Source organism: Ruegeria sp. H7 (assembly GCF_056532945.1).
Map to the genome: position 1 here is coordinate 112,049 of NZ_JBQFNZ010000008.1, position 25,493 is coordinate 137,541.

General features: G+C 60.5%; 26 protein-coding genes. 11 read left to right on the forward strand and 15 right to left on the reverse strand.

The window, feature by feature from the left end:
• Positions 1-116 precede the first annotated feature (116 nt).
• On the forward strand, positions 117-779 hold the full coding sequence (locus tag ACR0AC_RS17035; RefSeq protein WP_480781595.1) for a DNA-3-methyladenine glycosylase I: 663 nt from the start codon (positions 117-119) through the stop codon (positions 777-779).
• A gap of 42 nt (positions 780-821) precedes the next feature.
• The gene (locus ACR0AC_RS17040) at positions 822-1,508 is read left to right on the forward strand and encodes a hypothetical protein (protein ID WP_170624333.1); all 687 of its coding nucleotides are present in this window, start codon (positions 822-824) and stop codon (positions 1,506-1,508) included.
• Between the two features lie 3 nt (positions 1,509-1,511).
• On the opposite strand, the gene ACR0AC_RS17045 is transcribed toward ACR0AC_RS17040, so the two are convergent.
• Complete coding sequence (locus tag ACR0AC_RS17045; protein WP_480626947.1) at positions 1,512-1,913, reverse strand: c-type cytochrome; 402 nt, start codon at positions 1,911-1,913, stop codon at positions 1,512-1,514.
• 92 nt (positions 1,914-2,005) lie between these two features.
• Here ACR0AC_RS17045 and ACR0AC_RS17050 point away from each other — a divergent pair, with 92 nt between their 5' ends.
• A complete protein-coding gene (locus ACR0AC_RS17050; protein ID WP_480874994.1) occupies positions 2,006-2,443 on the forward strand; it encodes a DMT family transporter in 438 nt (145 codons plus the stop codon).
• On the opposite strand, the gene ACR0AC_RS17055 is transcribed toward ACR0AC_RS17050, so the two are convergent.
• On the reverse strand, positions 2,427-3,113 hold the full coding sequence (locus ACR0AC_RS17055) for an ABC transporter ATP-binding protein (protein WP_480874997.1): 687 nt from the start codon (positions 3,111-3,113) through the stop codon (positions 2,427-2,429). The genes ACR0AC_RS17050 and ACR0AC_RS17055 overlap by 17 nt on opposite strands.
• Positions 3,106-4,401 carry a lipoprotein-releasing ABC transporter permease subunit gene (locus ACR0AC_RS17060; RefSeq protein ID WP_480875000.1) on the reverse strand — a complete coding sequence of 432 codons (1,296 nt, stop codon included), beginning with the start codon at positions 4,399-4,401 and terminating at the stop codon, positions 3,106-3,108. Before ACR0AC_RS17060 ends, ACR0AC_RS17055 begins: the two co-directional genes overlap by 8 nt.
• A 374-nt stretch (positions 4,402-4,775) precedes the next feature.
• Between ACR0AC_RS17060 and ACR0AC_RS17065 the strand changes: the two genes are divergently transcribed.
• A complete protein-coding gene (locus ACR0AC_RS17065; RefSeq protein ID WP_170454857.1) occupies positions 4,776-5,135 on the forward strand; it encodes a hypothetical protein in 360 nt (119 codons plus the stop codon).
• Positions 5,136-5,171: 36 nt separating this feature from the next.
• Here ACR0AC_RS17065 and proS read toward each other — a convergent pair whose 3' ends face one another.
• Entirely contained in the window at positions 5,172-6,512 is a 1,341-nt protein-coding gene (gene proS, locus ACR0AC_RS17070) for a proline--tRNA ligase (protein ID WP_170454859.1), read from the reverse strand.
• Between the two features lie 167 nt (positions 6,513-6,679).
• Between proS and ACR0AC_RS17075 the strand changes: the two genes are divergently transcribed.
• From ACR0AC_RS17075 to ACR0AC_RS17095, 5 genes are all read left to right on the forward strand, one after another.
• Complete coding sequence (locus tag ACR0AC_RS17075; protein WP_480875003.1) at positions 6,680-8,044, forward strand: FAD-dependent oxidoreductase; 1,365 nt, start codon at positions 6,680-6,682, stop codon at positions 8,042-8,044.
• Entirely contained in the window at positions 8,044-9,018 is a 975-nt protein-coding gene (locus tag ACR0AC_RS17080) for an isopenicillin N synthase family dioxygenase (protein WP_480875006.1), read from the forward strand. Before ACR0AC_RS17075 ends, ACR0AC_RS17080 begins: the two co-directional genes overlap by 1 nt.
• A gap of 88 nt (positions 9,019-9,106) precedes the next feature.
• Complete coding sequence (locus tag ACR0AC_RS17085; protein WP_480875008.1) at positions 9,107-10,180, forward strand: AI-2E family transporter; 1,074 nt, start codon at positions 9,107-9,109, stop codon at positions 10,178-10,180.
• Positions 10,181-10,870 (forward strand): HdaA/DnaA family protein, encoded by a 690-nt coding sequence (locus ACR0AC_RS17090; RefSeq protein ID WP_480875011.1) that lies wholly within the window; start codon positions 10,181-10,183, stop codon positions 10,868-10,870.
• Positions 10,871-10,919: 49 nt separating this feature from the next.
• On the forward strand, positions 10,920-12,464 hold the full coding sequence (locus tag ACR0AC_RS17095; RefSeq protein WP_170454869.1) for a Ppx/GppA family phosphatase: 1,545 nt from the start codon (positions 10,920-10,922) through the stop codon (positions 12,462-12,464).
• Between the two features lie 12 nt (positions 12,465-12,476).
• Here the strand turns inward: ACR0AC_RS17095 and ACR0AC_RS17100 are convergent, their stop codons facing one another.
• The 6 genes from ACR0AC_RS17100 to scpA form a co-directional block, all read right to left on the reverse strand.
• Positions 12,477-12,851, reverse strand: a complete 375-nt coding sequence (locus ACR0AC_RS17100) for a hypothetical protein (protein ID WP_480626953.1) — start codon at positions 12,849-12,851, stop codon at positions 12,477-12,479.
• 37 nt (positions 12,852-12,888) lie between these two features.
• On the reverse strand, positions 12,889-13,881 hold the full coding sequence (locus tag ACR0AC_RS17105; RefSeq protein ID WP_480875015.1) for an endonuclease/exonuclease/phosphatase family protein: 993 nt from the start codon (positions 13,879-13,881) through the stop codon (positions 12,889-12,891).
• Between the two features lie 4 nt (positions 13,882-13,885).
• Positions 13,886-14,566, reverse strand: a complete 681-nt coding sequence (locus ACR0AC_RS17110; RefSeq protein WP_170454875.1) for a molecular chaperone DjiA — start codon at positions 14,564-14,566, stop codon at positions 13,886-13,888.
• 45 nt (positions 14,567-14,611) lie between these two features.
• Positions 14,612-15,100: an N-acetyltransferase family protein gene (locus ACR0AC_RS17115; protein ID WP_480875018.1), complete on the reverse strand. Its 489-nt coding sequence runs from the start codon at positions 15,098-15,100 to the stop codon at positions 14,612-14,614.
• The gene (locus ACR0AC_RS17120; protein ID WP_480875020.1) at positions 15,097-15,699 is read right to left on the reverse strand and encodes a VOC family protein; all 603 of its coding nucleotides are present in this window, start codon (positions 15,697-15,699) and stop codon (positions 15,097-15,099) included. The genes ACR0AC_RS17115 and ACR0AC_RS17120 overlap by 4 nt, the downstream gene beginning before the upstream one ends.
• Before the next feature lie 105 nt (positions 15,700-15,804).
• On the reverse strand, positions 15,805-17,931 hold the full coding sequence (gene scpA, locus ACR0AC_RS17125) for a methylmalonyl-CoA mutase (protein ID WP_480875023.1): 2,127 nt from the start codon (positions 17,929-17,931) through the stop codon (positions 15,805-15,807).
• A 165-nt stretch (positions 17,932-18,096) separates the two neighbouring features.
• Here scpA and ACR0AC_RS17130 point away from each other — a divergent pair, with 165 nt between their 5' ends.
• A complete protein-coding gene (locus ACR0AC_RS17130) occupies positions 18,097-18,543 on the forward strand; it encodes a DUF4174 domain-containing protein (protein ID WP_170454883.1) in 447 nt (148 codons plus the stop codon).
• A gap of 76 nt (positions 18,544-18,619) precedes the next feature.
• On the opposite strand, the gene ACR0AC_RS17135 is transcribed toward ACR0AC_RS17130, so the two are convergent.
• Together ACR0AC_RS17135 and ACR0AC_RS17140 are read right to left on the reverse strand one after the other, a co-directional pair.
• Positions 18,620-20,665 carry an acetyl-CoA carboxylase biotin carboxylase subunit gene (locus tag ACR0AC_RS17135; protein WP_480875026.1) on the reverse strand — a complete coding sequence of 682 codons (2,046 nt, stop codon included), beginning with the start codon at positions 20,663-20,665 and terminating at the stop codon, positions 18,620-18,622.
• Between the two features lie 119 nt (positions 20,666-20,784).
• Positions 20,785-20,988, reverse strand: coding sequence for a hypothetical protein (locus tag ACR0AC_RS17140; RefSeq protein ID WP_170454887.1), 204 nt, complete (start codon positions 20,986-20,988; stop codon positions 20,785-20,787).
• Between the two features lie 650 nt (positions 20,989-21,638).
• On the opposite strand from ACR0AC_RS17140, the gene ACR0AC_RS17145 reads away from it, so the two are divergent.
• A complete protein-coding gene (locus ACR0AC_RS17145; protein WP_170624361.1) occupies positions 21,639-22,787 on the forward strand; it encodes a DcaP family trimeric outer membrane transporter in 1,149 nt (382 codons plus the stop codon).
• Between the two features lie 80 nt (positions 22,788-22,867).
• On the opposite strand, the gene ACR0AC_RS17150 is transcribed toward ACR0AC_RS17145, so the two are convergent.
• The 3 genes from ACR0AC_RS17150 to ACR0AC_RS17160 all read right to left on the reverse strand — a co-directional run bounded on the left by ACR0AC_RS17150 (position 22,868) and on the right by ACR0AC_RS17160 (position 25,486).
• Complete coding sequence (locus ACR0AC_RS17150) at positions 22,868-23,218, reverse strand: hypothetical protein (protein ID WP_170624363.1); 351 nt, start codon at positions 23,216-23,218, stop codon at positions 22,868-22,870.
• A 136-nt stretch (positions 23,219-23,354) separates the two neighbouring features.
• Entirely contained in the window at positions 23,355-23,840 is a 486-nt protein-coding gene (locus tag ACR0AC_RS17155; RefSeq protein WP_170520000.1) for a DUF6497 family protein, read from the reverse strand.
• Between the two features lie 113 nt (positions 23,841-23,953).
• The gene (locus tag ACR0AC_RS17160; RefSeq protein WP_170454895.1) at positions 23,954-25,486 is read right to left on the reverse strand and encodes an acyl-CoA carboxylase subunit beta; all 1,533 of its coding nucleotides are present in this window, start codon (positions 25,484-25,486) and stop codon (positions 23,954-23,956) included.
• Positions 25,487-25,493: the final 7 nt, after the last annotated feature.

Here is a 25,493-nt window from a genome sequence, read left to right on the forward strand (position 1 = left end):
GTAGGTTTACCGGACCGGCGGGTCTTTGTCCGAAATCAAGTCGCCGGGCCATGGATTGGCAAAACCTCCTGCAATCTGGCATCAAAGAAAAAGCGTCACAGGCGGAGGTCGCAACAATGCGTTCATTTGATGAGATTTTTGACATCGCAGCAGGTCGCCACGGCGGGGTCGACGCCCTGAATGCAAACCTGAGCAAGCCCAAAACCCCCGCAGAACTGGCTGCGATGCCCGAGGATCGCTGGCTTGCGACCCTGACCAAATGCATCTTTCAAGCCGGGTTCAACTGGAAGGTCATCGAGGCCAAGTGGGGCGGATTTGAAGAGGCGTTTGACGGCTTCGACGTGGGCCGCTGCGCCTTTATGGATGACGAGAAATTCGACGCGCTTTTGCAGGACACACGTATCGTGCGCAACGGCACCAAGATTGCCACCGTGCGCGACAATGCGGCGTTTCTGCTCGAACTGAGGGGTGAAGGCGGTGCCGGTCAGGTTCTGGGCGGTTGGCCCTCGACCGATTACATCGGCCTTCTGGCGATGCTGGCAAAACGGGGATCACGGCTGGGCGGGGCCTCGGCCCAATATGCGATGCGGTTTGCCGGGCGCGACAGTTTCATCCTGTCACAAGACGTGACAGCCCGGTTGATCGCCGAAGGCGTGATCGACAAGGCCCCGACGTCCAAAAAGGCGCTGGCTGCCGTGCAAGAGGCATTCAATGCATGGATGGATCAGTCCGGACGCTCACTGACGGAAATCAGCCGTGTTCTGGCGATGAGCATATGAAAACGGCTTGCGGAACCGATGGGGCAAGCTAAATTTTGCTTCATGGGTTTGCGTTTTTTGGTTCTGGCGTTTCTGTTTCTGGCGGCTTGCGGACGCCCGTTGACTCAGCAGGAACGCGACTTTGCTGATGCCGTGCAAGGCGAGACGCTGAATCTGGATCGCGTTCGTCTTGTAGAAGGTGCCCCGGTCGCGCCGATCACCTATTACCGCGAAGCCCGCCCGCGTCTGGCCTGCCGCGAGCGCATTCTTCCCCCGGTCGAGCCGGGACCGGTTACCGGGAAACCTGCGGCCATCGCCTTGTTCAACAAGGTTTATTTCGCCCGCGACTGGTATCTTGAGGACTATATGTCTGACTATCCCGAGCAGATGAACCTGATCGCGGCCATGTTGCTGGCGCATGAATTGACCCATGTCTGGCAATGGCAAAATCGCAAGACCACTGGCTATCACCCCCTGCGCGCAGCGGCAGAGCATGGCGGGCGCAAGGATCCGTATCTGTTCGATCTGGATACCTCGCCCGATTTCCTGTCCTACGGCTATGAACAGCAGGGCGCGATTGTCGAAGAGTATGTGTGCTGCCGCGCGCTGGACCCACAGGCGCAGCGGACCAAACGGCTGCACCGTATGCTGGGCGCGCATTTTGACCTTTCTCCGCTGCCGCAGGAAGGGCGCGAGCGTGCGGTTGCCATCCCATGGAGCGATGCGAAGGTCGAAGGGATCTGCAGCTAAGCGTCAATTACGCTGCAGGGTTTTCAGATACGCCACCAGATCGACGATTGGCTGACTTGTCAGGATAGGCTGGCCATCTTCGGTTTTCATCGACGTGTCCTGCCCGTCGAAATACGGCCCGTAAACCGGCATCGGGCTTCCGTGGCTGACCAACGGATCACGCCCGTCAATCCGGGCAACAACGCGCGCGGTTGGAAAGCCACCCCCTTTCGCCAAGCCCGTCAGGTCGGTCGGCTGAATGACCAGAACCCCGGCCATCGGACCTTGGCCGGTGGCATCTATGCCATGGCACGTCGCGCAATAGTGCTGATACAGTTCCGCGCCCGTTTGCGCATCCTGCGCCGCCGCACTGTGTCCGGCGAACAAAAGCAAGACAGATACAGTTCCGAGCTTTGACCACTTCATCGCATCCTCCTGTCAGCATTGGCATTTACAGGCTTGCCCGAGCGGCGGCTTGGCGCAATGATCCAGATCAACGAGGCAGGAGGGTTCGGGCCATGACACAATACGCAGCCATCATGCTGGCCGCCGGGATCGGCGTTCCCATTCTTGCGGCATTGAATGCGGCCCTCGGCAAGCTGATCGGCTCACCCACAACAGCCGCCGTGATCCTGTTTGCCATTGCGTTTGCCGCGTCGGCCCTGGTGATGCTGGTGTTTCCCGGTTTCGAGGCGCTGTCCAAGGTTGCACAGGCCCCAAAACACCTTTTGCTGGCAGGCGTTCTGATCGCCTTCTACGTGCTGTCGATCACCCACGTTGCCCCGCATTTCGGGGTCGGAAATGCCGTCTTCTTCGTCCTGCTGGGTCAGTTGGTCAGCACAGCCGCGATTGACCATTTCGGGCTGTTCGGCGCGCAGGTCACGCCCCTGACATGGATGCGCGCAGGTGGGATTGCCGTGATGGCCGTTGGCGTGGCGATCACTCAGCTGGCTTGAGAACGCCACCTTCAAGCCGCACCATCCGGTCCATCCGCGCGGCAAGCTCCATGTTGTGTGTGGCGATCAGGGCAGACAGCCCCTCATCCCGCACCAGCACCATCAACGCATCGAACACCTGATCCGAGGTCTCGGGGTCAAGATTCCCGGTCGGCTCATCGGCCAGCAGAACCTTCGGCTTGTTCGCCAGCGCCCGGCAGAACGCCACGCGCTGTTGTTCGCCGCCGGACAGGGCCGCCGGGCGGTGGCCGGCGCGTGGGGCCACGCCGACGCGGCCCAGTAGGTCCATGGCCCGCTCCTGCGCCGCTTTTTCAGAGACGCCATTGGCCAATTGCGGCAGGGTGATATTTTCCAACGCGGTGAACTCGGGCAGCAAATGGTGGAACTGATAGACAAAACCCACATCCTGCCGCCGCAAAGCCGTTCGCGTCCGATCGCCCTTGCCGCTGACATTCTGCCCGCCGATCTCGACCTGGCCGTCATCCGGCATGTCCAGAAGGCCCGCGATATGCAGCAGGGTGGATTTGCCAGCGCCCGACGGCGCAACCATCGCCACCGCCTCACCCGCGCGCAATTCCAGATCGACGCCGCGCAAGACCTGCACCTCGCCCGGAGTACCTTGCAGATAGGTCTTTGTCAGGCCGTTCAGTCGCAATGTCACATCATTCATAGCGCAGCGCCTCAACCGGGTTCAGCCGCGCCGCGCGGCGGGCGGGGAAATAGGTGACGATGAAGGACAGGCCCAGCGACAGGGCCACAGCCTTGAGCACGTCACTCAGATGGAGTTCAGCCGGAAGGGAATAGATGCCGCGGATAGACGGATCCCAGACGCCACCGCCCATCACATAGTTCACGAAAGAGAAGATCGGATCGATATAGATCGCAAACAGGCAACCCAGGATCACGCCCATCACGGTTCCGATGATGCCGGTGAAGGCACCGCAGATGAAGAACACCCGCAGAACCGAACCCTCGCTCAGGCCAATCGTGCGCAGAATGCCGATGTCGCGGCCCTTGTTTTTCACCAGCATGATCAGACCCGAGACGATGTTCATTGCCGCAATCAGCACGAGGATCGACAGGATGATGAACATCACGTTGTCCTCAACCTCAAGCGCGCGCAGGAACCCGCCCGAGGCGTCCTGCCATGTCCAGATCTGACTGCGCTGGCCCGACGCTTCGAGGATGGGGATCAGGATCGGGCCCAGCGTTTCGGGTTGGTTGACCATCACCTCGATCTCATCCGCCACGCCCTCGCGGTTGAAAAAGCCCTGAGCTTGGGAAAACGGCATGTAGACGCGGGTACGGTCGATGTCATAGCGGCCGGCGGAAAACACATAGACCACGCGATAGGCATTGACGCGCGGTGAGGTTCCAAAGGCGGTTTTCACCCCGTTGGGTGAGGTCAGCTTGACCGTATCCCCCACAGTGGCCCCGATGCTGCGCGCCACGCCCGAGCCGATGGCGATCACGTCCTCTCCGGTCTGAAACAGGGACAGATCCCCTGCCGCCTGTTCGGCTTGCGCAATGCCCGGCAAGTCCATCAGGTCATCGGGACGGATGCCAAATACCTCGACCCCGCTGCTGCGGTCGCGGTTGGTGATCAGCACCTGACCTTTGACCAAAGGCGCAGCCCGTTCGACGCCCGGCACCTCAGCGATCCGCGCGGCCCGTTCCTCATAATCTGCCATGGTGCGCACCGGGCGGCCCTGCGCGTCAATCTCGCCCGAGGAATACACGGCGACATGCGCGTTGGCCCCAAGGATCGTGCCCACGAACTCGGCCCGGAACCCGGACCGCACCGCCAGGGTCGCGATCAGGGCAAATACCGCCAGAGTGATCCCGATCAGCGAGATCCACGTCATCACGCTGACGCCCCCCTCGGCCCGGCGGGCCCGAAGGTATCGCCACGCGATTTTCCATTCGAAAGGGGCAAAAGGCGGGGGTGTCTTGGCCATGCCTGCTCCGGTCTTGTTGTTTGGCGGCGACCCTTTCGGCATTTCGCGCGATGGTCAAGCCGCTTATGGGCGTGTCGGTCCCGGCAGGCGAATTCGGCGTGGAAAACCCCAATATCGAACCGAATCAGTTCCGGCTGCCGGACACAGCGCTCAGATAAAAAGTGATATTAGAATCAAAGACTACACTATTGGTTGTGACGACCTTCACAGACCGCGCGTCATTGTTTCAGCTATGAAGTCAATATCGGCATTGCGTGATCGACTGAACTCAAAATGCCACATATAGTAAGCAATATTATTTCGCTTTTTGCTTATTTTCAGAAACTTTGTCACCCTGCTTGCGGGGGAACACATTTCAGAGCGGGGGTCGCTCAATGAATATTCACAATACACCGGAAGGGTTGGACCCGATTTTGGTCCGCGCATCATCAACGGAATTGGATTGCGAAACGGCCGCGTTGCTGCGGGCCGCGATCCGGCCAATCTTCGCAAAAGCAGCAAGCTGGGGCAGCTTAGCGGATCGGCTAAGGGAAAAGGGCTATCGCCTTGCCTTTCTCAAAGGCCGCCTTTGCATCACCGATCGTACAACCGGTCAGCGCATCTGCGGGATACGGTTTCTGGGCTTTGAGCTGAAAGAACTGGTCAACCGGCTGGGCCGCCCCATCGTGGTTGCACGCGGCAATCAGGCGGATGGCGAGCTGCTGATCGCCCGCCCTGCGTCGGCGCGGTTGTAACACCGCGCCAGCATTGATCGAGGCCTATCGCCGTGGTCAGGCGATACCCTGATAAATTTCAGCGATCTTGGTAACAGCCGCCTCGGGGCTTAGTTCTTCGCTTTCGCCGGTCCGGCGGCTGGTCAATTCAACCACACCGTTTTTCAAACCACGCGGTCCGACAGTGATCCGCCAGGGCAGACCGATCAGGTCCATCGTGGCAAACTTGCCCCCGGCCCGTTCGTTGCGATCATCATAGAGCGGCTCAAGGCCTAGTGCCGTCAGCGCGACGTAGAGTTTCTCACAGGCCGCATCCGCCTCTTCATCGCCCTGCTTCAGGTTGACGATCCCGCAATGGAACGGGGTCACGCCTTCGGGCCAGATGATGCCCTTGTCGTCATGGCTGGCCTCGATGATCGCACCGATCAGGCGGCTGACGCCGATACCGTGGCTGCCCATATGTACCGGAACCGGCTTGCCATCGGGGCCCTGAACGGTCGCGCCCATGGCCTCGGAGTATTTGGTGCCGAAATAGAATATCTGGCCGACCTCGATCCCGCGCGCAACGCGGCGGCGATCTTCGGGGACCTCGTTGAACAGCGCCTCGTCATGGGTTTCATCGGTGCGCGCGTATTTCGAGGTGAACTCTTCCAGGATCGCCTGACATTGGTCGCGGTTGTCATAGTCGATCTCCCGATCCCCAAAGGTCAGATCGGTCACTGCGCTGTCATAGAAAACCTCGGACTCGCCAGTGTCGGCCAGTACCAGAAATTCATGCGTGTCGTCGCCGCCAATGGGACCAGAGTCCGCGCGCATCGGGATTGCTTGCAGACCCATGCGTTCATAGGTGCGCAGATAGCTGACCAGATGGCGGTTATAGGCGTGCAGCGCGTCCTCTTTCGTCAGGTCGAAATTGTAGCCGTCCTTCATGTAGAACTCGCGCCCGCGCATAACACCAAAGCGCGGGCGGATTTCGTCGCGGAACTTCCACTGGATCTGGTACAGCGTCAGCGGCAGGTCCTTGTAGCTGCTGACATGGCCGCGGAAGATGTCCGTCACCAGTTCTTCGGCTGTGGGTGTATAGAGCATGTCGCGGCCATGGCGGTCCTGCATCCGCAACATCTCCTGACCGTAGTCGTCATACCGCCCGGACTCGCGCCACAGGTCCGCCGATTGCAGAATCGGCATCTGGATCGCGATATGACCCGCGCGCGCCTGTTCTTCATGCACGATGTTTTCCAGCTTGCGCAGCACTTTGAAGCCCAGCGGCAGCCAGGAATAAATCCCGGCGGCGGCCTGCTTGATCATCCCGGCGCGCAGCATCAGCCGGTGGCTGACGATCTGAGCCTCGGAGGGGTTTTCCTTGAGAACGGGCAGAAAGTAACGGCTGAGGCGCATGGGTGGACCTTCAAAGGTGAATTTGGACTTCAAAGGTCATTATTCCAAAGCCCCGCCGGGGGCAATCGCGCATTGGCGAATTTGCGACCCCAGACCTGTCGGTTTTTGATTGACCCGCCAGTCAGGGTTTTCAATTGTGACAGGAATGTAAAACCCATGAGGCGCCGATGCAGACGATTCAGGAACCCGCCCGCCAAATCCCTGTTGTTCACCAGACCGATATTCTGGTCGTCGGCTCAGGCCCTGCCGGGCTGGCGGCTGCGTTGGCGGCGGCGCGGGCGGGGGCCGAGGTGTCTCTGGTCGACCGGTTCGGCTGCATGGGCGGCAATATCACCGCCGTGGGGGTCGAGGGGTTCGCCTGGTATCGCCACGAACAGACCGTCGAAGCCGGCGGTATCGGCATGGAGTTCGAAACCCGCGCCAAAGAGATGGGCGCGGCAGTGCCCGAAAGCCAATCGCTGAGTTATGAGCTGGACAGCGAAGGCTTCAAGCTGGTGGCTGACAAACTGGTCGAAGAGGCGGGCGTGCATCCGATGCTGCACCGTCAGTTCGTCGCCCCGATCATGGACGGCGACCGGATCACCGGCATCATCACCGAATCCAAAGCCGGGCGTGAGGCAATTCTGGCCAAGGTGGTGATCGACGCCACCGGCGACGCGGATGTGGCCCTTCGTGCCGGAGCGCCCACGCATAAGACGCCGCGCGAAGACATGATGGCCGCCTCGGTCATGTTCCATCTGGCAGGCGTCGACAAGCGCGCGTTCATGGAGGGCGTCAAGGCCGACCCCCAGACCTACAAGGACTGGGGCGGCGGTGGTGAGTGGAACATCGAAACCAGCGGAAAAGAGGACGACATGTTCTCGCCCTTCGTGCACAAGCCGTTCCAGCAAGCCATCGATCAGGGCCTGATCCCGCCGCATCTGAACACCATCGCGGGCACTTGGGGCGCGATGCATGACACGGGTGAGCTGACCTATATGAACCTCATCCATCTGGCTGAAGTCGATGGCACCGATCCCGACAGCCTGACAAAGGGTGAGATCGAAGGCCGACGCCAGTCGATGCTGGCCATCGAAGCCCTGCGCCGGTTTATGCCGGGCTGTGAAAACGCACGGCTTCGGAATTTCGGCATGACCATCGGCATCCGCGACACCCGCAAGATCGACGCGGTTTACAATATGACCGAGGATGACGCCCGCCATCAGGGCCGGTTCGAGGACACGATCGGCATCTACCCCGAATTCATCGACGGCTACGGCATCCTGATCCTGCCGACCACGGGGCGATACATGCAAATCCCTTATCGCTCGATGCTGCCCAAAGGGGTCAAGGGCCTGCTGGTCGCCGGGCGCTCGCACGGTGCGGACCGTGTGGCCCACGCGGCCACACGCAACATGGCCTGCTGTGCGGTGATGGGTCAAGGCGCGGGCATTGCGGCCGCGCTGTCGCTGAAAAGCAATCAGGAGCTAGATCGGTTGAATCTGACCCCCGTGCATACCGAATTGGAACGTCAGGGCGTAAGGATCAGCTGATGGATACAATCCCGACCATAGATATCTCGGCACTGGCACACCCGGACAGCCCCGAATACAAGGCGACGGCACAGCAGATACTCGACGCCTGCATTGGCATCGGCTTCATATCGATTACCGGGACGGGCGTGTCGCAGGGCAGCGTCGATCAGGTCCGGCAGACGGTGCGCAAGATCTTCGACCTGGAAGAGAGCCGCAAATGGGATCAGGCCATCACGCGCGAAAACTATCGCGGCTACATTCCGATGGGGTTTTTCACCCCGAATGACGGGTCGGGCAAAGCTGACAAATACGAAGGCTACAAGCTGCATCACGAGGTGACGGAGAATGCGGACATCCGGCAGGCCTTTGCGCTGTATAGCCCGAATATCTGGCCGGACCACGCGCCCGAGGCGCGCGGGATCATTCTGGACTATTGGTCCCAGTTGGACCGCGTGACCGACCTGTTGCTTGGCGCGCTTGAGACCGGCCTGAACCTGACACCGGGGCAGTTGCAAGACGCGTTTCGCAATCCGATGACCAACATGACCCTGCTGCACTATCCGCCGCAGGCCCCGGAAGAGGATGGGTACGGCATCCATCCGCATAAAGACACCGACGCGCTGACAATCATCGCCCCCGACCCGGTCGGCGGGCTGGAGGTGCAAACCCGCGACGGTGGCTGGATCACACCTGACTGTCCCGAAAGTGGCTTTGTCGTAAACATTGGCGACATGTTAGAGCTATGGTCAGGCGGGCGGTTGAAATCGACACCGCACCGCGTCGTCAATCGATCCGGCAAGGAACGGTACTCGTTCCCGTATTTCGCCGTCCCGCGCCATGACGTGGTGGTCCAGCCGCTGCTGCCCGCCCTGCCCGGCTTTGATCGCCCGGCCGTGCATTGCGGTCATTGGTCGGCGGAAATCTGGCGCACAAACTGGCCGGACGAGGCGGCGACAAGCGACACTCCGGAATTGGGGACGCTGGCGGATTAAGCGCCTAAATCTGCGTGTCATGAACCGCTTGCATCATGTGCCGGTATAAGCGAAGAACATCCCCGACGGTCAAAGCACGAGGACGACCATGGCGCTTCCGGTAAAGGATCAACTGAGATACTGGGGCTTCGCCGCAGCGATTTTCATTCTGATCCTGTGGGCCTTGGGCGACGTCCTTCTGCCTTTTGTGATTGGCGGCGCGATTGCCTATTTCCTCGATCCGGTTGCCGACCGGCTGGAAAAGTTGGGCCTGTCTCGGGTTGCGGCGACCGGCATCATAACCGTTGTCGGCGTTCTGGGATTCGTCCTGATGATCCTGATGGTCGTCCCGGCCCTGATCACGCAGTTGCTCGAACTGGTCGACATCCTGCCCAGCCTGTTCAAGCAATTGCGCGGCTTCGTCGAACAACAATTCCCATCCTTGCTGGACCGCGAATCCAGCACCCATCAGATGCTGGTCTCATTCGGGGAAACTCTGAAATCGAAAACCGGCGATGTGCTGGAAACGGTGCTGGCCTCGCTGGGATCGGCCATCAACATCGTTGTTCTGCTGGTCATCGTCCCGGTTGTCGCGGTCTACCTGCTGCTGGACTGGGACCGTATGATCGCCCGTATCGGAGAGCTTCTGCCCCGCGATCACGCCCCCACAATCAAGCGGCTGGCCAGTGAGATCGATGCAGTTCTGGCCTCATTCGTACGCGGTATGGGCACGGTCTGTTTAATCCTGGGCACCTACTACGCAGTTGCCCTGATGATTGTCGGCCTGCAGTTCGGGCTGATCGTCGGCTTTATCGCCGGGCTCGTCACCTTCATCCCCTATCTGGGCGCGCTGATCGGGGGCACTCTGGCCATCGGGCTGGCCCTGTTCCAGTTCTGGGGCGATTGGGCCCATATCGGTCTGGTTGCCGGGATTTTCGCGCTGGGTCAGGTGACCGAGGGCAATTTCCTGACGCCCAAACTGGTCGGCAGTTCGGTTGGATTGCACCCGGTCTGGCTGTTGTTGGCCCTGTCGGTCTTTGGGGCGCTGTTTGGTTTTGTCGGAATGCTGATCGCTGTGCCTGTCGCCGCAGCCTTGGGGGTTGTGGCGCGGTTCGGCACATCGCTTTATCTTGACAGTCGCCTTTACACCGGCCTGGAAAGCCCGGATCAGGAAGACAAATAAATGGCTCGACAACTGAGCTTTGATCTACCAGCCAAAACCGCGCTGGGGCGCGAGGATTTCTTTGTCTCGCCCTCAAATGCGCTGGCCGTGGCGATGATTTCGGCCTCATCCTGGCCCGGCAACAAACTGGTGCTGAGCGGCCCCGCAGGCGCGGGCAAAACCCATCTGGCACATGTCTGGGCCGCCGAAACCGGGGGACGTATCGTGTGCGCGGCGGATCTGCACCATGACGAGGTGCCGGAACTGGCACGCTCGGCCATCGCGGTCGAAGACGTGCCGGATATTGCGGCTGATATCGAACAGCAAAAGGTCCTGTTTCACCTGCACAATCTGGTCCTTGCCGAAGGTCACGCCCTGCTGATGACCGGCCGCCTTGCGCCTCGGTTCTGGCAATTGCCGCTGGCCGATTTGCAAAGCCGGGTCGAGGGCGCGCATCACGTTGCACTGGATCCCCCCGATGACGCGCTGTTGGGCGCGGTGTTGGCCAAGCTGTTCGTCGACCGCCAGCTGAACCCCGGACCCGAGGTCATTGCCTATCTGGTCAAACACATGGACCGCCGCTTTGAAACCGCAGCGGACGTTGTGCAACAACTGGACCAACTGGCCCTGGCCGAAAAGCGCGAGATCACGCGGTCGCTGGCCATCCGGGTTCTGAACACGGACCAATACGAAATGGATACTGGCGATTGACCGGGCACCGGGGATTTCGCATCTTACGTCTGGAATATCTGGAAGACACATGGATCAGACCGTCGAAACCGACATCCCGGATTGGGGCCCTTTCGGTAAACCTCTGTTCGATGACCCTGGCAGCCGCGCGCTGTCGCGGGTGGGGGTCGTCGATGTAGGGTCGAACTCGGTCCGCATGGTGATCTTTGACGGCGCGGCGCGCTCGCCCGCCTATTTCTACAACGAAAAGGTCATGTGCGAGCTTGGCGCCGGCCTGTCCGAGACCGGCAAGCTGAACCCGCGCGGGCGCGACCGGGCGCTGGCAGCGTTGCGCCGGTTCCAGCATCTGGCCCGCGATCTGGACCTGCCCGGCCTGCATGTCGTTGCCACCGCCGCCGTGCGCGAGGCAAAGGACGGCCCGGATTTCTGCGCCCAGGTCAAAGCCGAAACCGGCCTGCATGTGGCCGTGATCGACGGCGGGGAAGAGGCCCGGCTGTCCGCTCAGGGCGTGCTGCTGGGCTGGCCCGGAGCCTATGGTTTGATCTGCGACATCGGCGGATCCTCGATGGAACTGGCCGAGATTGGCGACGGGCAAGTGGGTCGCCGTGTAACCTCGGACCTTGGCCCCCTGAAACTGCGCGACATCAAGGGCGGGCGTCGGGCGCGCAAAGCACACATCAAGGGCACGATGGAAGACCTGCGCGCGCAGCTTGGCCAGCAGCGCGACCGCCTGTTTCTGGTCGGCGGCAGCTGGCGCGCCTTTGCGCGGCTGGACATGTTGCGGCGCGGCTACCCACTGAATGTCATGCACGAATACCGCATGACCACCAAACAGGTGCGCGAGACGATCAAGTTCATCGAAGCCAATGATCACGACAAGCTGCGCAGTCAGGCTGGCGTGTCCAGTTCCCGGATGGCTTTGATCCCCTATGCGATGGATGTTCTGGCCCGACTGATCCGCACCTTCAAACCCAAGGATATCGCGATCTCAAGCTATGGCATCCGCGAGGGGTTGCTGTACGAACAAATGTCGCAGGAAATCCGCGACCGCGACCCGCTGATCGAGGCCAGCCGATTTTCCGAATCCAAAGACGCGCGCCTGCCGGGCTTTGGGCGGCACCTGTATGACTTCGTCATGCCCCTGTTCAAATCCGCCCCGCCCGCGCGGGTTCGGCTGATCAAGGCGGCGTGCCTTTTGCACGACGTCAGTTGGCGCGCGCATCCCGACTACCGGGCCGAGGTGTGTTTTGACTATGTCACCCGCGCCAATCTGGGGGGCCTGAAACACTCGGAACGGGTCTTTATCGGCCTCGCCTTGCAGCATCGCTATCGCAACAAACGCGAAGGCAACCGGTTCGCACCGTTTTACGAGCTGCTGGACGAGCAAGGGCAAAAACAGGCTGAGATTCTGGGCAAGGCGATGCGGTTCGGCGCGATGCTGTGGATGCATAACGATGCCAATATGGGACGGTTGCGGTTCTATCCCAAAAAGCGGCAGCTTGACCTGTTCCTGCCCAAAGCCGCGGGTCCTCTGTTCAACGAAGTGGCCGAGGCGCGCCTGAACTCGCTCTCAAGCGCGCTGAAATCCGAGGCGCGGGTGATCATCAAAGGTTAAGCACGAAACGCTTCAGATATCCGTGCCTTCATCAGGGGTTTCTTCCTCGGCTTTCGGATCCTCTGGCGCGTCCTGAGTTGGCTTCTTACGGATGATAATATCGCCATTTGGCAGTATTTCGGGCGCTTCATAGGCGCTCCAGTCCTTGACCTCTGCGGCCAGTTCCGCCAGCGCAGGGCCCATTTCTTCCAGAAAGGACTGCATCGCCGGGCCGAAGGTTTCAGCCATGCCCAACAGCTCGTCCAGTGCAGGCTCCATTTCCTTGCGCAAGCCTTCCAGGAACAGTTCGGCCCCTTGCTCCATCAGGGATTTGCTGTCCTCTTCCTGCGCGAACGCAGTTGTACCGATGCCGGACGACAAGGCGGCGATGATCAGAATGTGTTTCATGTCAGAAATATAGGCACCGGGGTGGCGTGAGGGAAGATCACAGATCGATATCCAGCGTGACCGGGAAATGGTCCGAGGCTGTCAGCAACGCCTCGCGCAGTTCCGGGTTCGACCAACAGGTCGTGTCACGAAACGGATGCCAAATGCGCCATGCCGGGCGGCGGGCGCGCAGGTCGTGGCTGATCATGATGTAATCCAGCAGCGCCTCAAGGAACTTCCCCTCCTTGGGCCGCGCAAACCGCGCGGTCGAGGGGACCGAGCCCGGTCGCGGGCCATGTGCCGTCACCGCATGCGGATCAAACAGACCCGCCTGCAGCAAGATTTCGACCGAGGATCGCCCGAACAGATGTTCGAACTCATCCAGTCCCGGCCCGTCGTTGAGGTCCCCCAGCAGGATCACCGGTTCCTGCGCCTCGACATGCGCCTCGACCCGCCGGGCCAACCAGATCGCTTGTGCCAACTGCTTGCGCCGATTGGCAATCGAAATCCGGATCGCTTCGTCCCGCGTTTCCGCCCCATGCGGTGCCTTGGATTTCAGATGCGCCCCGATCAGACGAAATTCAAATCCGGCCTGTGTCTGGATCGACAGCTCCATCGGCGGTTTCGAAAAGCGCACCACATCTTCGGTGGCGTCCACATCCAGATCGATGCGGAAATCGCCATCAAAACGGGGCGTATGAGCGTCGTCCCGAGGATCGTGTCGCGCAGTCAGGGCTCCGGGATCATACAGCAACGCCAGTTCCTGATGCGTATCGTTGGCAAACCCCATGATCGCATGACTGGTTCGCAGATCGAACGCTTCGGCAAACTGTTGCAACGCCCGCACGGTGTTCTGTTTGCGTCCGGTGTTCGGAGCTTCGACAATCAGGATCGCATCCGCATCCAGCGCAGTCAGAACCTTGGCAATCGCCTCGATCTGCTGCGCCTTGGTCACGTCGTGCCGCCCGGACCAACTGTCATCCACGATCAGCGCGTCGTTCTTGTCGAACAGATTGGCGAACCATTCGATATTGTAGGTCGCCAGCCGCATCCGCTCAGGCTCGCGCGCCGTTGATGTCGTCCCAGGCGCGGTTGATGTCGATCATCTTTTTCTCGGCCAGCCGGATCGCCTCTTCCGGGACGCCACGTGCCATCATCGCGTCGGGATGGGTCTCGCGCACCAACTGACGCCAGACCTTGCGAATCTCGGACACCGGCATATCGCGCGAGACACCCAGCACCACGTAAGGATCGTTCGGCGCATCCGGCACAAAACGCGCGCGCAGGGCCAGAAACTGCGCGTCGGTCTGGCCGAAGATGCGGCTGACATCCTCAAGAAACTCGTTTTCGTTGGGATGATAGAACCCGTCGGCCATTGCGATGTGGAACAGCCCCTCCATCAAATCGCACAGCGTGGTGCTGTCTTCGGCGAACATCCGGGCGATCTTGCGGGCATAGTCCTGATAGCCTGCCACATCTGTCCGCGCCATGTTGAAGACGCGTGCAGCGCCTTCCTCATCCTCGCGCGCGATCTGGAACACATCGCGGAAGGCCGTGACCTCATCCCGTGTCACCTGCCCATCGGCCTTGGCCATTTTGGCGCCCAGGGCAATCACCGCGATGGTAAATGCCACGGATCGCTCGGGCGGCGAGCGCAGCTTCTCGAAAACAGCGGTCAGGCTTTCGCCTTGGGCCAGCGCGCTCAGCGCGTCGGATATGCGGGTCCAGATCGACATGGGCGTACCCTAGCGTCCCATTTCGGGACTGTCAGGTGGAACAGGTCACTCAGTGGCAAGAATTTTCTGCATCAGCACAAGATCCAGCCACCGGTTCCATTTGAACCCCACTTCCGGCATCAGGCCGACCTGCTGAAAGCCCAACGCCTTGTGAAACGCAATGGCCGCAGGATTGGCCGAGGATACCCCGGCGACCAGAACATGGATCCCGTCAGCACATGCGGCGGCTTCCAATTCCGTCATCAAAGCCCGTCCCGCGCCTTTGCCTCGCGCATCCGGGGCCAAATAGATCGCGTGCTCGCAGCTACGGGCATAGCCGGGCCCATTCCGAAATGGGCCGTAGGTGGCAGAGCCTAGTACCGTGCCGTGATCCTCGACCACCAGATAGGACGGGCCACGTTGGCGGATGTCGGCTGCAATCGCCTCGGCACTGCGTTCGTCGGTCGTGAAGGTCACCAGCGTGTCGCGAATGATCGCGTTGTTGATCGCGGCAATGTCGGCGGCGTCCGAAGGTTGGGCCTGACGTACCTTCATTCCAGCACGCGCAGCCCGTGCGGCGTATCAAACTCGGCCCGCATGGACACCGGACCGGTGTCAAAGACAACCAGATCGAGCGCACCCAGATGCTGTGCCAAACCCATGGCGTCCGGATGGTACACCACCAGTCGCCGCAAGCTGCACCCGCTGTCCTGCAACATCTGCGCCGGATGCAGATCGCCCTGCCACTGGATCAGCGCGGGAAACAGATTGTCAAAAGGCAGGCGGCCATTGGGCGGCACAGCCATGCGCCAGCGCAATGCCCCTCGGGTCAGATCGATCGGCGTGCCAACGCCGTCGGGAAACAGCGCAAGCGACGCTTCGATGTCGGGCACACGGCAAATCCAGTTGGTCAGGCGCGGCTTGCCCGCAAACCGATCCAGATCGAACCAGCGGGTGCGCTGGGGTGCGGGCGCATTCGGATCGATGGCAATTGCTTCCAGATACAGACCATCCCGCAAGCCCAGCAGGCGATTATAGGTGCCGAATTTCTTGTGCTTTCCGCCGGGCTGAAGCGGTACACCCAGCGCCTGTTCGATATGCGCGGACGCCTCCTCCAGCGTCTCACCCGCAACGGCCAAATGATCGAGTATCATGCGCGCCCTCCCAACAAAAACGACCAGACCCAAGCAGGTCTGGTCGCATGTTTTCGCCAAAGGCGGCGGACCACAAGATTTTTCGTCGAAAAACCGCGGTCGCTATTAGCCGCGCGCTTCCCTGATCAGGCGCAGAATGTCCTGCGCAGCTTCGGGAATGTTTGTCCCCGGCCCAAAGATCGCCTTGACGCCGTGGTCATACAGGAACTGATAATCCTGCTGTGGGATCACACCACCACAAATGACGATGATATCCTCGGCACCGGCTTTCTTGAGTTCCTCGACCAGTTGCGGTGCCAGCGTCTTGTGCCCCGCCGCCTGAGACGAAATGCCGATCACGTGCACATCGTTGTCCACCGCGTCCTGCGCCGCCTCGGCAGGCGTCTGGAACAGCGGGCCAACATCTACGTCAAAGCCGATATCGGCAAAGGCGGTGGCAATCACCTTGGCACCGCGGTCGTGACCGTCCTGGCCCATCTTGACCACCAGCAGACGCGGGCGGCGGCCTTCGGTCTCGGCGAATTCCTCGATGGATTTCTGGATCGCGGCAAAGCCTTCGTCGCCTTCGTAAGCCGCGCCATAGACGCCAGCCAGCGTTTTCACTTCGGCGCGGTGACGGCCGAACTCTTTTTCCATTGCCATGCTGATCTCTCCTACGGATGCGCGGGCACGGGCGGCCTCGACGGCAGCGGCCAGAAGGTTGCCACCCTCGCGGGCGGTGGTGGTCAAGGCCTCAAGCGCGGCCTGACATGCTGCTTCGTCGCGGGTGGCACGGATACGTTCCAGACGCGCGACCTGAGCCTCGCGCACGGCGACGTTATCGACGTCCAGAATGTCGATCGGGTCTTCCTGTTCCTTGCGGTACTTGTTGACGCCGACGATCACCTCTTCGCCCCGGTCGATCATCGCCTGACGACGTGCCGCGCTTTCCTCGATCCGCAACTTGGGCATACCCGAAGCCACGGCCTTGGTCATGCCGCCCATCTCCTCGACCTCTTCCATCAGGGCCCAGGCTTTTTCGATCAACTCGTTGGTCAGGCTTTCGATGTAATACGAGCCCGCCAGCGGATCGACCACATCGGTCACGCCGGTTTCTTCCTGCAGCACCAGCTGCGTGTTCCGCGCGATACGGGCCGAAAAGTCAGTCGGCAGCGCAATCGCCTCGTCCAGCGCGTTGGTGTGCAGCGACTGGGTGCCGCCCAGAACCGCGCTCATCGCCTCATAAGCGGTGCGGATCACGTTGTTATAGGGGTCTTGTTCCTGCAGCGACACGCCCGAGGTCTGGCAGTGGGTGCGCAGCATTTTCGACCGCTCGGATTTGGCCCCGAATTCGGTCATCACGCGATGCCACAGGGTCCGGGCCGCGCGCAGTTTGGCGATCTCCATGAAGAAGTTCATACCGATGGCAAAGAAGAAGGACAAACGGCCCGCGAACTTGTCCACATCCATCCCGGCTTCGGTCGCGGCACGCACGTATTCGCGGCCATCGGCCAGCGTATAGGCCAGCTCCTGCACCAGGTTCGCACCGGCCTCTTGCATGTGGTAGCCCGAGATCGAGATCGAGTTGAATTTCGGCATCTCGTTCGACGTGTATTCGATGATGTTCGAGATGATCCGCATCGACGGCTCGGGCGGATAGATATAGGTGTTGCGCACCATGAACTCTTTCAGAATGTCGTTCTGAATGGTGCCCGCCAGCAGCGATTTGTCATGCCCCTGCTCTTCGCCTGCGACGATGAAATTCGCCAGAATAGGGATCACCGCGCCGTTCATGGTCATCGAGACCGAGACCTTGTCCAGCGGAATGCCGTCAAACAGGATCTTCATGTCCTCGACGCTGTCGATGGCCACACCGGCCTTGCCCACGTCACCCACCACGCGCGGGTGGTCGCTGTCATAGCCACGATGCGTCGCCAGATCGAAGGCCACCGAGACGCCCTGCTGACCTGCGGCCAGGTTGCGGCGGTAAAACGCGTTCGATTCCTCGGCGGTCGAGAAACCGGCATACTGACGGATCGTCCACGGGCGCCCCGCATACATAGTGGCCTTCACGCCGCGCGTGAACGGGCCGAAACCGGGCAGCGAGCCCATATGCGGCAGATCGGCGGTGTCTTCCTGCGTATACAGCGGTTTGACGTCGATGCCTTCCAGCGTTTCCTTGGTCAGATCGTCCAATGGCCGTCCGCGCAGCTCTTTCTCGGCCAGCGCGCGCCAATCCTTTGTGTCGGTCATTGAGGGGTCCTCTTGTCAATTCGGATCGCAGATGGCTGCAATCCGTGCGTATGGTTGATCAGCATCCAATCGGTCGGGGCAACGCGCAACAAATTGAGCATCATGTGCATTTCGTCAGTCGCATTCGCGCGCGCAGAGGCTATATTCAACGGGACAGGAGGCCCCATGAACAGAACGCTTGCCCTTGTTTTCTCGGCACTAATCCCGCTGGCCGCGATGGCCGCTGACGGGTCTGCACCTGCTGATGATGAATTTGTCCGCCCGGTCGGCGACAGTGAATTGTCTGAATTTCTGTGGACCCACCGGCCCATAATCGTCTTCGCAGACACGCCAGCCGACCCCCGGTTCCAGCAACAGGTCGACATGCTGCTTGAGGGGGAAGAGGCCATGCGGGACCGAGATGTGGTGGTCCTGACCGACACCGATCCGTCGGCCCGATCCCCGATCCGGTCGCAACTGCGCCCGCGTGGGTTCCAGATGGTGTTTGTCGACAAGGACGGCGTGGTCAAACTGCGCAAGCCCTCGCCGTGGAGTGTGCGTGAGATTGGCCGGTCCATCGACAAAACCCCCCTGCGCGAACGCGAAATCCGCGAGCGGCGCGAGGGCGGCTGAGCGTTTTTGCCACGCCCGAAGGCCCCAGCGCAAAACGCCGGATACCTTTGGAGATATGACAAAAACGCGGTCATGATCACTCGAATTCGATGATCACATCGTCCACGGCAAGGCTGTCGCCGGGGCTTGCGTTGATCTTGGCAACCACGCCTTTCTTCTCGGCGCGCAGGATGTTTTCCATCTTCATCGCCTCGACGGTGCACAGCGCCTGACCTTCCTGCACTTCCTGACCCACCTCGACATCGACCTTTACGATCAGGCCGGGCATCGGACACAGCAGCATTTTCGAGGTATCCGGCGGCAGTTTTTCCGGCATCAGCTTGGCCAGTTCAGCCTGACGCGGACGGCGCACCTGCACCTTCAGGTCAGCACCCCGGTTGCGCACGCGGAACCCGCCCGAGATCTTGCCAACCTTCAGAACCAGCGGGCTGCCATCGACGTCCAGAACGGCCAGTTGGTCGCCCGGTGTCCAGTCAGAGGCCACGCGCAGGGTCGAGCCGTCCTCGAACTTGACCGTCGCGCCTTCTTTGTCGGCGTTGACCTGAACGGCGAACTCGTGACCTTCCAGCGAGACGACCCAACGCTTGCCAACCTTGCGTTCATGGTTGTCCATCCGGCCCGATACGCGGGTGCGGCGAATTTCGGCCACGCGGTGCATCGCGGCGCACGATGCTGCGATCTGGCGCAGATCGCCCTCGGGTAGGGTGACACCTTCGAACCCTTCGGGATATTCCTCGGCGATGAAGGCGGTGGTCATGTCGCCGCTGATGAATTTCGGGTGATCCATCACCGCAGACAGGAACGGCAGGTTGTGGCCGATACCTTCGACCTCAAAGCTGTCCAGCGCCACGCGCATTGCCTCGATCGCGGCCTCACGGGTCGGGGCCCAGGTGCACAGCTTGGCGATCATCGGGTCGTAATACATGCTGATCTCGCCGCCTTCATAGACGCCGGTATCGTTACGCACTGCGGCCTCACCTTCGGGTGCCTCGCCCTGCCATTTGCCGTTTACCTGCATCGGGCCAGCCGCGACCTCTTGCGGCGGGCGATAGCGGGTCAGACGCCCAATCGAGGGCAGGAAGTTGCGATAGGGATCTTCCGCATACAGACGGTTTTCGATGGCCCAACCGGTCAGGGTCACGTCATCCTGCGTGATCGACAGAGGCTCACCGGCTGCAACACGGATCATCTGCTCGACCAGATCGACGCCGGTGATCAGCTCGGTCACCGGGTGTTCCACCTGCAGGCGGGTGTTCATTTCAAGGAAGTAGAAGTTCTTCTGACCATCAACGATGAATTCCACCGTACCGGCGCTGGCATAACCCACGGCCTTGGCCAGGGCCACGGCCTGTTCCCCCATCGCTTTGCGGGTCGCTTCGTCCAGGAATGGCGACGGCGCTTCTTCCACCACTTTCTGGTTCCGGCGCTGGATCGAGCATTCGCGTTCGCCCAGATAGATGCCGTTTCCGTGGCTGTCGCACAGAACCTGAATCTCGATGTGACGCGGCTGGGTCACGAATTTCTCGATGAAAATCCGGTCATCGCCGAACGAGTTCGCGGCTTCGTTCTTGGAGGACTGGAAACCTTCGCGCGCTTCTTCGTCGTTCCACGCGATCCGCATGCCTTTACCACCGCCCCCGGCGCTGGCCTTGATCATCACCGGATAGCCGATCTCGTTCGAGATCTTGACCGCTTCTTCCGCGTCTTCAATCAGGCCCATGTAGCCGGGAACCGTAGAAACACCGGCGTCCTGAGCGATTTTTTTCGAGGTGATCTTGTCACCCATCGCCTCAATCGCGCCTTTCGGGGGGCCGACAAAGGCAACGCCTTCGGCCTCAAGCGCTTCGGCGAATTTGGCGTTTTCCGACAAGAAGCCATAGCCGGGGTGCACCGCCTGCGCGCCGCTTTGGCGGATGGCGTCCATGACCTTGTCGATCACGATATAGGACTGGTTCGCAGGGGGCGGGCCGATATGCACGGATTCGTCGGCCATCGACACATGCAGCGCGTTTTTGTCTGCGTCCGAAAAGATGGCGACAGTGCCGATACCCATCTTACGGGCGGTCTTGATAACCCGGCAGGCGATCTCGCCCCGGTTGGCGATCAGGATCTTATTGAACATGGAACGTCCTTTGGCTTGGTGTTCTGGAAACGCACAACGCCGCCGCAGGGAATGACCCCCACGACGGCGTGATGCGCGATGACGGACGGGGCGACGAAACGCGCCCCGGGAATTTCAGGTTAGCGGCAGGTATTCTGCGTTTTGCAGTAGAGCACGTTGCCCGCGGCGCCCACTGCGGCCCCGAACAGCGGATCGGCGCTGAGCACGGCCGCCCCGACAGCCCCTGCACCGCCGCCCAGGATGGCCTGTTCGCCGGTTGTGTCGCCGCACGCGGCAAGGCCCGCACAGGTTGCCGCAACAAGGAAGAAACGTGAGAGTCGCATGATGTCTGCCCTTTTTGTCGTCTCGATAGCTTTGAGGGCAGATGCCGGTTTTGGGCCTTGTTATTCAATATCAGACGCGGAATTTCCGCGTTTTGCGCAGATTTATGCCGCTTTACGCCTACAGGCTGCGCAAAGAAAAACGCGGACAGGACTATGTGGGGAACACAAGCCTGCCCGCGGAAGGAAGGGGTACGGAATAGTAGGTGCATGTGCGGCGCAGGCAAAGTAGAGCCGCACGGCTTGAACAGGTTGCACGCCACAATCATGGCCGCAAACAAAGTATTGTTTCCAAGCGAGATTCCGGCTGGAAATTGCCCATCCGGCGAAAATCCGCGCAAAATCGTGCCGATCCGGTTTTCTGACATTCCAGCCACATGCACGAGATCAGCAGTCACATTGCTGTTACATTTTTCTCTCTGGCTGAGACTATTCGCACACGCAGCATCACAATCCAATGACTCGCCGCCGTGCAGAAACACGTTCGGATTCACAGGGTTGACCGATCTGTTCACCTTGACGTGAGAATTTTCCGCAACCAAAGCACAATTGCTTGAGAAGTTTGGGCTTTTCGATCCCATTCTCGTGATTTCCTTCACTAACAACTGCGTGAAACGGTGCGAGCGCACACTCGCACACAAGGAAACACCTACATGAAGACCATACGAACCAAGGCAATCCTGCTTGCTGCCTCTGCGCTTTGTGTGACCGGCACGGTTGCTTTTGCCCAGGACGCCTCGCAGGCCGAACTCGATGCGCTGCGCGCCCGGGTCGAAGCGCTCGAGGCCAACAAGTCCGGCCCCGCCAACGGCGACTTCAGAATCGGAAACACCACTCTGGACGTCTATGGATACGTCAAAGCCGACTTCTTCTATGATTTCGAATTCGATCAGGGGGATACAGCTTTTGTGAACGTCATCGGTGAGCCTTCTGCGGCTACTGATGGGACGTTTGGCGCCACGATCCGCCAATCGCGCATCGGCTTGCGGACAAGCACCCCCACCAGCATCGGCGAAATCGGAGGTCAGTTGGAACTGGACTTGTTTGCCAGTGGCGGCGCTGCTGAGCTTCGCCTGCGTCACGCGAACATCACCATTGGTGATCATTGGCTCATCGGTCAGTACTGGACAAACTTCCAGCCGCTGGACACCTATCCTACCTCGGTCGAATTCAACGGTCCGGTTGGTATTCCGTTCGCTCGCGTACCCCAAGTGCGCTACACGAACACCATTGGCGCGAACACTACTTTCGCAGTGTCTGTTGAAGAGAACGTAGGCGGCTCGAACTCGGACGATCCGGTTCTGACCGGTGCGGTGGAGTACAATGATGGCAAGTACATCGCGCGTGCGTCGGCGCTCTACGGCAAGGCTGAGTCCGGTAGCGTCGAGGTGGATCAGACCGGCTTTACACTGTCCGGTTCGATCCGTCCTTGGCAGGGCGGCTTGTTCCAAGTCAACTACGTGACCGGCGAAGCGCTTGGCCCCTACCTGATCGGCCTTGGTGATCCAATCGTCGGCGGGCAGGCCAACGATGTCGACGGCTACACGATAGAGTTCCGGCAGGATCTGAGCCCGAAGTGGAATGTCGGCATCGCCTACGGTCGCGAGGATTACGACCTCCCCACCTCGACCGGCGATCTGGCCTTCACCGAACTTGAGACGATCCACGTCAACGCCTTCTACAAGGCCACCGACAACCTGACGCTCAGCGCCGAGTACATCTACGGTGAGCGGAATGACGTGAATTCCGGCGACACCTTCGATGGCAGCCGGGTACAAGTCGCCGCCCAGCTGAACTTCTGATACCGCAAATCGGCCTCGCCCATTTCTGGGCGGGGTCTTGCCACACCGGACGAGATTATGCGGCATCGGCCTCTGCATGATCAGGCCGCTCCAAACAGATCAGGGAACGACGCACGCGCCGCATCCGGGTCGATCACCAGCAGCGCATCATAGCTTGCCGGATCAAACGGATCTTCCGCCGGAACAACCTCGCGCCCGAACAGCCAGCTTAACCGGCCTGCATCCAGGTTGCCGCGTTCAAACGGCTGATCTCCGAAATGGTGCCACAGCGCTTCCATGAACGCCGCATCAGCCCGCCGGTCCGCCGGTTTGCGATCCCGAAACCGCTCGCGCCGTGTGATCGGCGTCACGCCCTTGGGGTTGGCGCGGCGGATGGTGAATTGAAAATCTGTCCCGGCCAGACGTCCGGGGAATCCACGATGTTTCAGCATGTCGTTACCTCCGTGCCCCGGGTAGCACCGAGACGGGAAATAACACAGCCTTTATGGGGCGCTTTCATGCGGCGCACCCCGAATATGGCAGCTTTGGCCTGCGGCGCGCTGAGGTCGCGAAACCCGAAGGACATGATCAAAGCCCCTCCCAGATGCAATCTGATGATTCCAGCCGGTAGGCTTCGAAGAATTGCGTGGCATCCGGTGCCGTGTTGCCGAACTCGATCGGGCGATCGGCCAGCGAAATGATCACCAGCGCCGGGTCCAATTCATGCTGCGCAACATATGCCACCGCCAGCGTCTGGCACAGATGCGCCATGTCCTGCGATGCCACATCATATCCGATCCGTCCCACCGTCGCACCGATCTTCGGAGCGATGAACCGGAACCGCACCCACAGCTCTCCGGGGTTATTGTCCAGCAAGACATCGTTCAGGTGCACGGGTTGTCCCGACGGAACCGGCAAGGTTACGTCGGATTGCGCAAAGGTTGCGGTGCCAAGAACGGACAAGACCAGACCAATGGCGCGACCCCGGACCCACCGACGGCAGGCTCCTCCTTCCGGAGTCGCGCGCGCAGTGCTGTTGGCCTGCGCGGTTCTATGTCTGGTGGGACGGATCATTTAACTATTTATCGGCTATTGTCAAACCTGCCTCATTTGGCGGTGAGTTCTGACCTGTTTTTCGCGTCACCCGGCCAAGGGCCGGATGGGGTGGGTTGCCCCACCCCGTAGGCTTACAACGGAATATTGTCGTGCTTTTTCCACGGGTTCTTCAGCTGCTTGCCGCGCAGGCTGGCAAATGCGCGCGACACCCGGCGACGGGTCGATTGCGGCATGATCACCTCATCGACAAAGCCACGCTCGGCCGCCACGAACGGATTCGCAAAGCGGTCTTCGTAGTCCGCCACATGCTGCGCCGTCTTGTCGGCATCGTCCAGATCGGCGCGATGGATGATCTCGGTCGCGCCCTTGGCGCCCATCACGGCGATTTCAGCAGTGGGCCAGGCATAGTTGAAATCGCCGCGCAGGTGCTTGGACGCCATAACCACATAAGCACCGCCATAGGCCTTGCGGGTGATCACGGTGACCTTCGGCACGGTTGCTTCGCCATACGCGTACAGCAGCTTGGCCCCGTGCTTGATGACGCCGCTATATTCCTGCTGCGTCCCGGGAAGGAAGCCCGGCACGTCGACCAGAGTCAGGATCGGGATCTCGAAACAGTCGCAGAAGCGCACGAACCGCGCGGCCTTGCGCGAGCTATCAATGTCCAGACACCCGGCCAGAACCATCGGCTGGTTGGCCACAACGCCGACCGTCTGCCCTTCGAGACGGATGAAACCGGTGATGATGTTCTTGGCGAAATCTTCCTGAATTTCGTAGAAATCGCCCTCATCCGCGATCTTGGTGATCAGCTCTTTCATGTCATAGGGCGTGTTCGGATTGTCCGGGACCAACGTGTCCAGCGATTTCTCGACGCGGTCCGGTTCATCAAAGAACGGGCGAACCGGCGGCTTCTCGCGGTTGTTGAGCGGCAGGAAATCGACCAGACGACGCACCTCGGCAAGCGCCTCGACATCGTTTTCGAATGCGCCGTCCGCGACGGACGATTTCTTGGTGTGGGTCGATGCGCCACCCAGTTCCTCGGCGGTCACGACCTCGTTGGTGACGGTTTTCACCACGTCGGGGCCGGTGACGAACATGTAGGACGAATCCTTTACCATGAAGATAAAGTCCGTCATCGCCGGGCTGTACACCGCGCCACCGGCACAGGGGCCCATGATCACGCTGATCTGCGGCACCACGCCCGAGGCCGTGATGTTGCGCTGGAACACTTCGGCGTAACCGGCAAGCGAGGCAACACCTTCCTGGATTCGCGCACCGCCCGAATCGTTGATGCCGATGATCGGCGCGCCGTTCTGCACCGCCATATCCATGATCTTGCAGATCTTCTGAGCGTGCGTTTCAGACAGAGAGCCGCCGAACACGGTGAAATCCTGGCTGAACACATAGACCATACGGCCATTGATCGTGCCCCAGCCGGTCACCACACCGTCACCGGCAGGCTTTTGTTTATCCATCCCAAAATCTGTGCAGCGATGGCTGACAAACATGTCGAACTCTTCAAAGCTGCCTTCATCCAGCAACAGTTCGATCCGCTCGCGCGCGGTCAGTTTGCCACGCCCGTGCTGTGCATCAATTCGCTTTTGCCCACCACCCAAACGGGCGGCTTCGCGACGGTCTTCAAGCTCGGAAAGGATGTCTTTCATGGCGCGT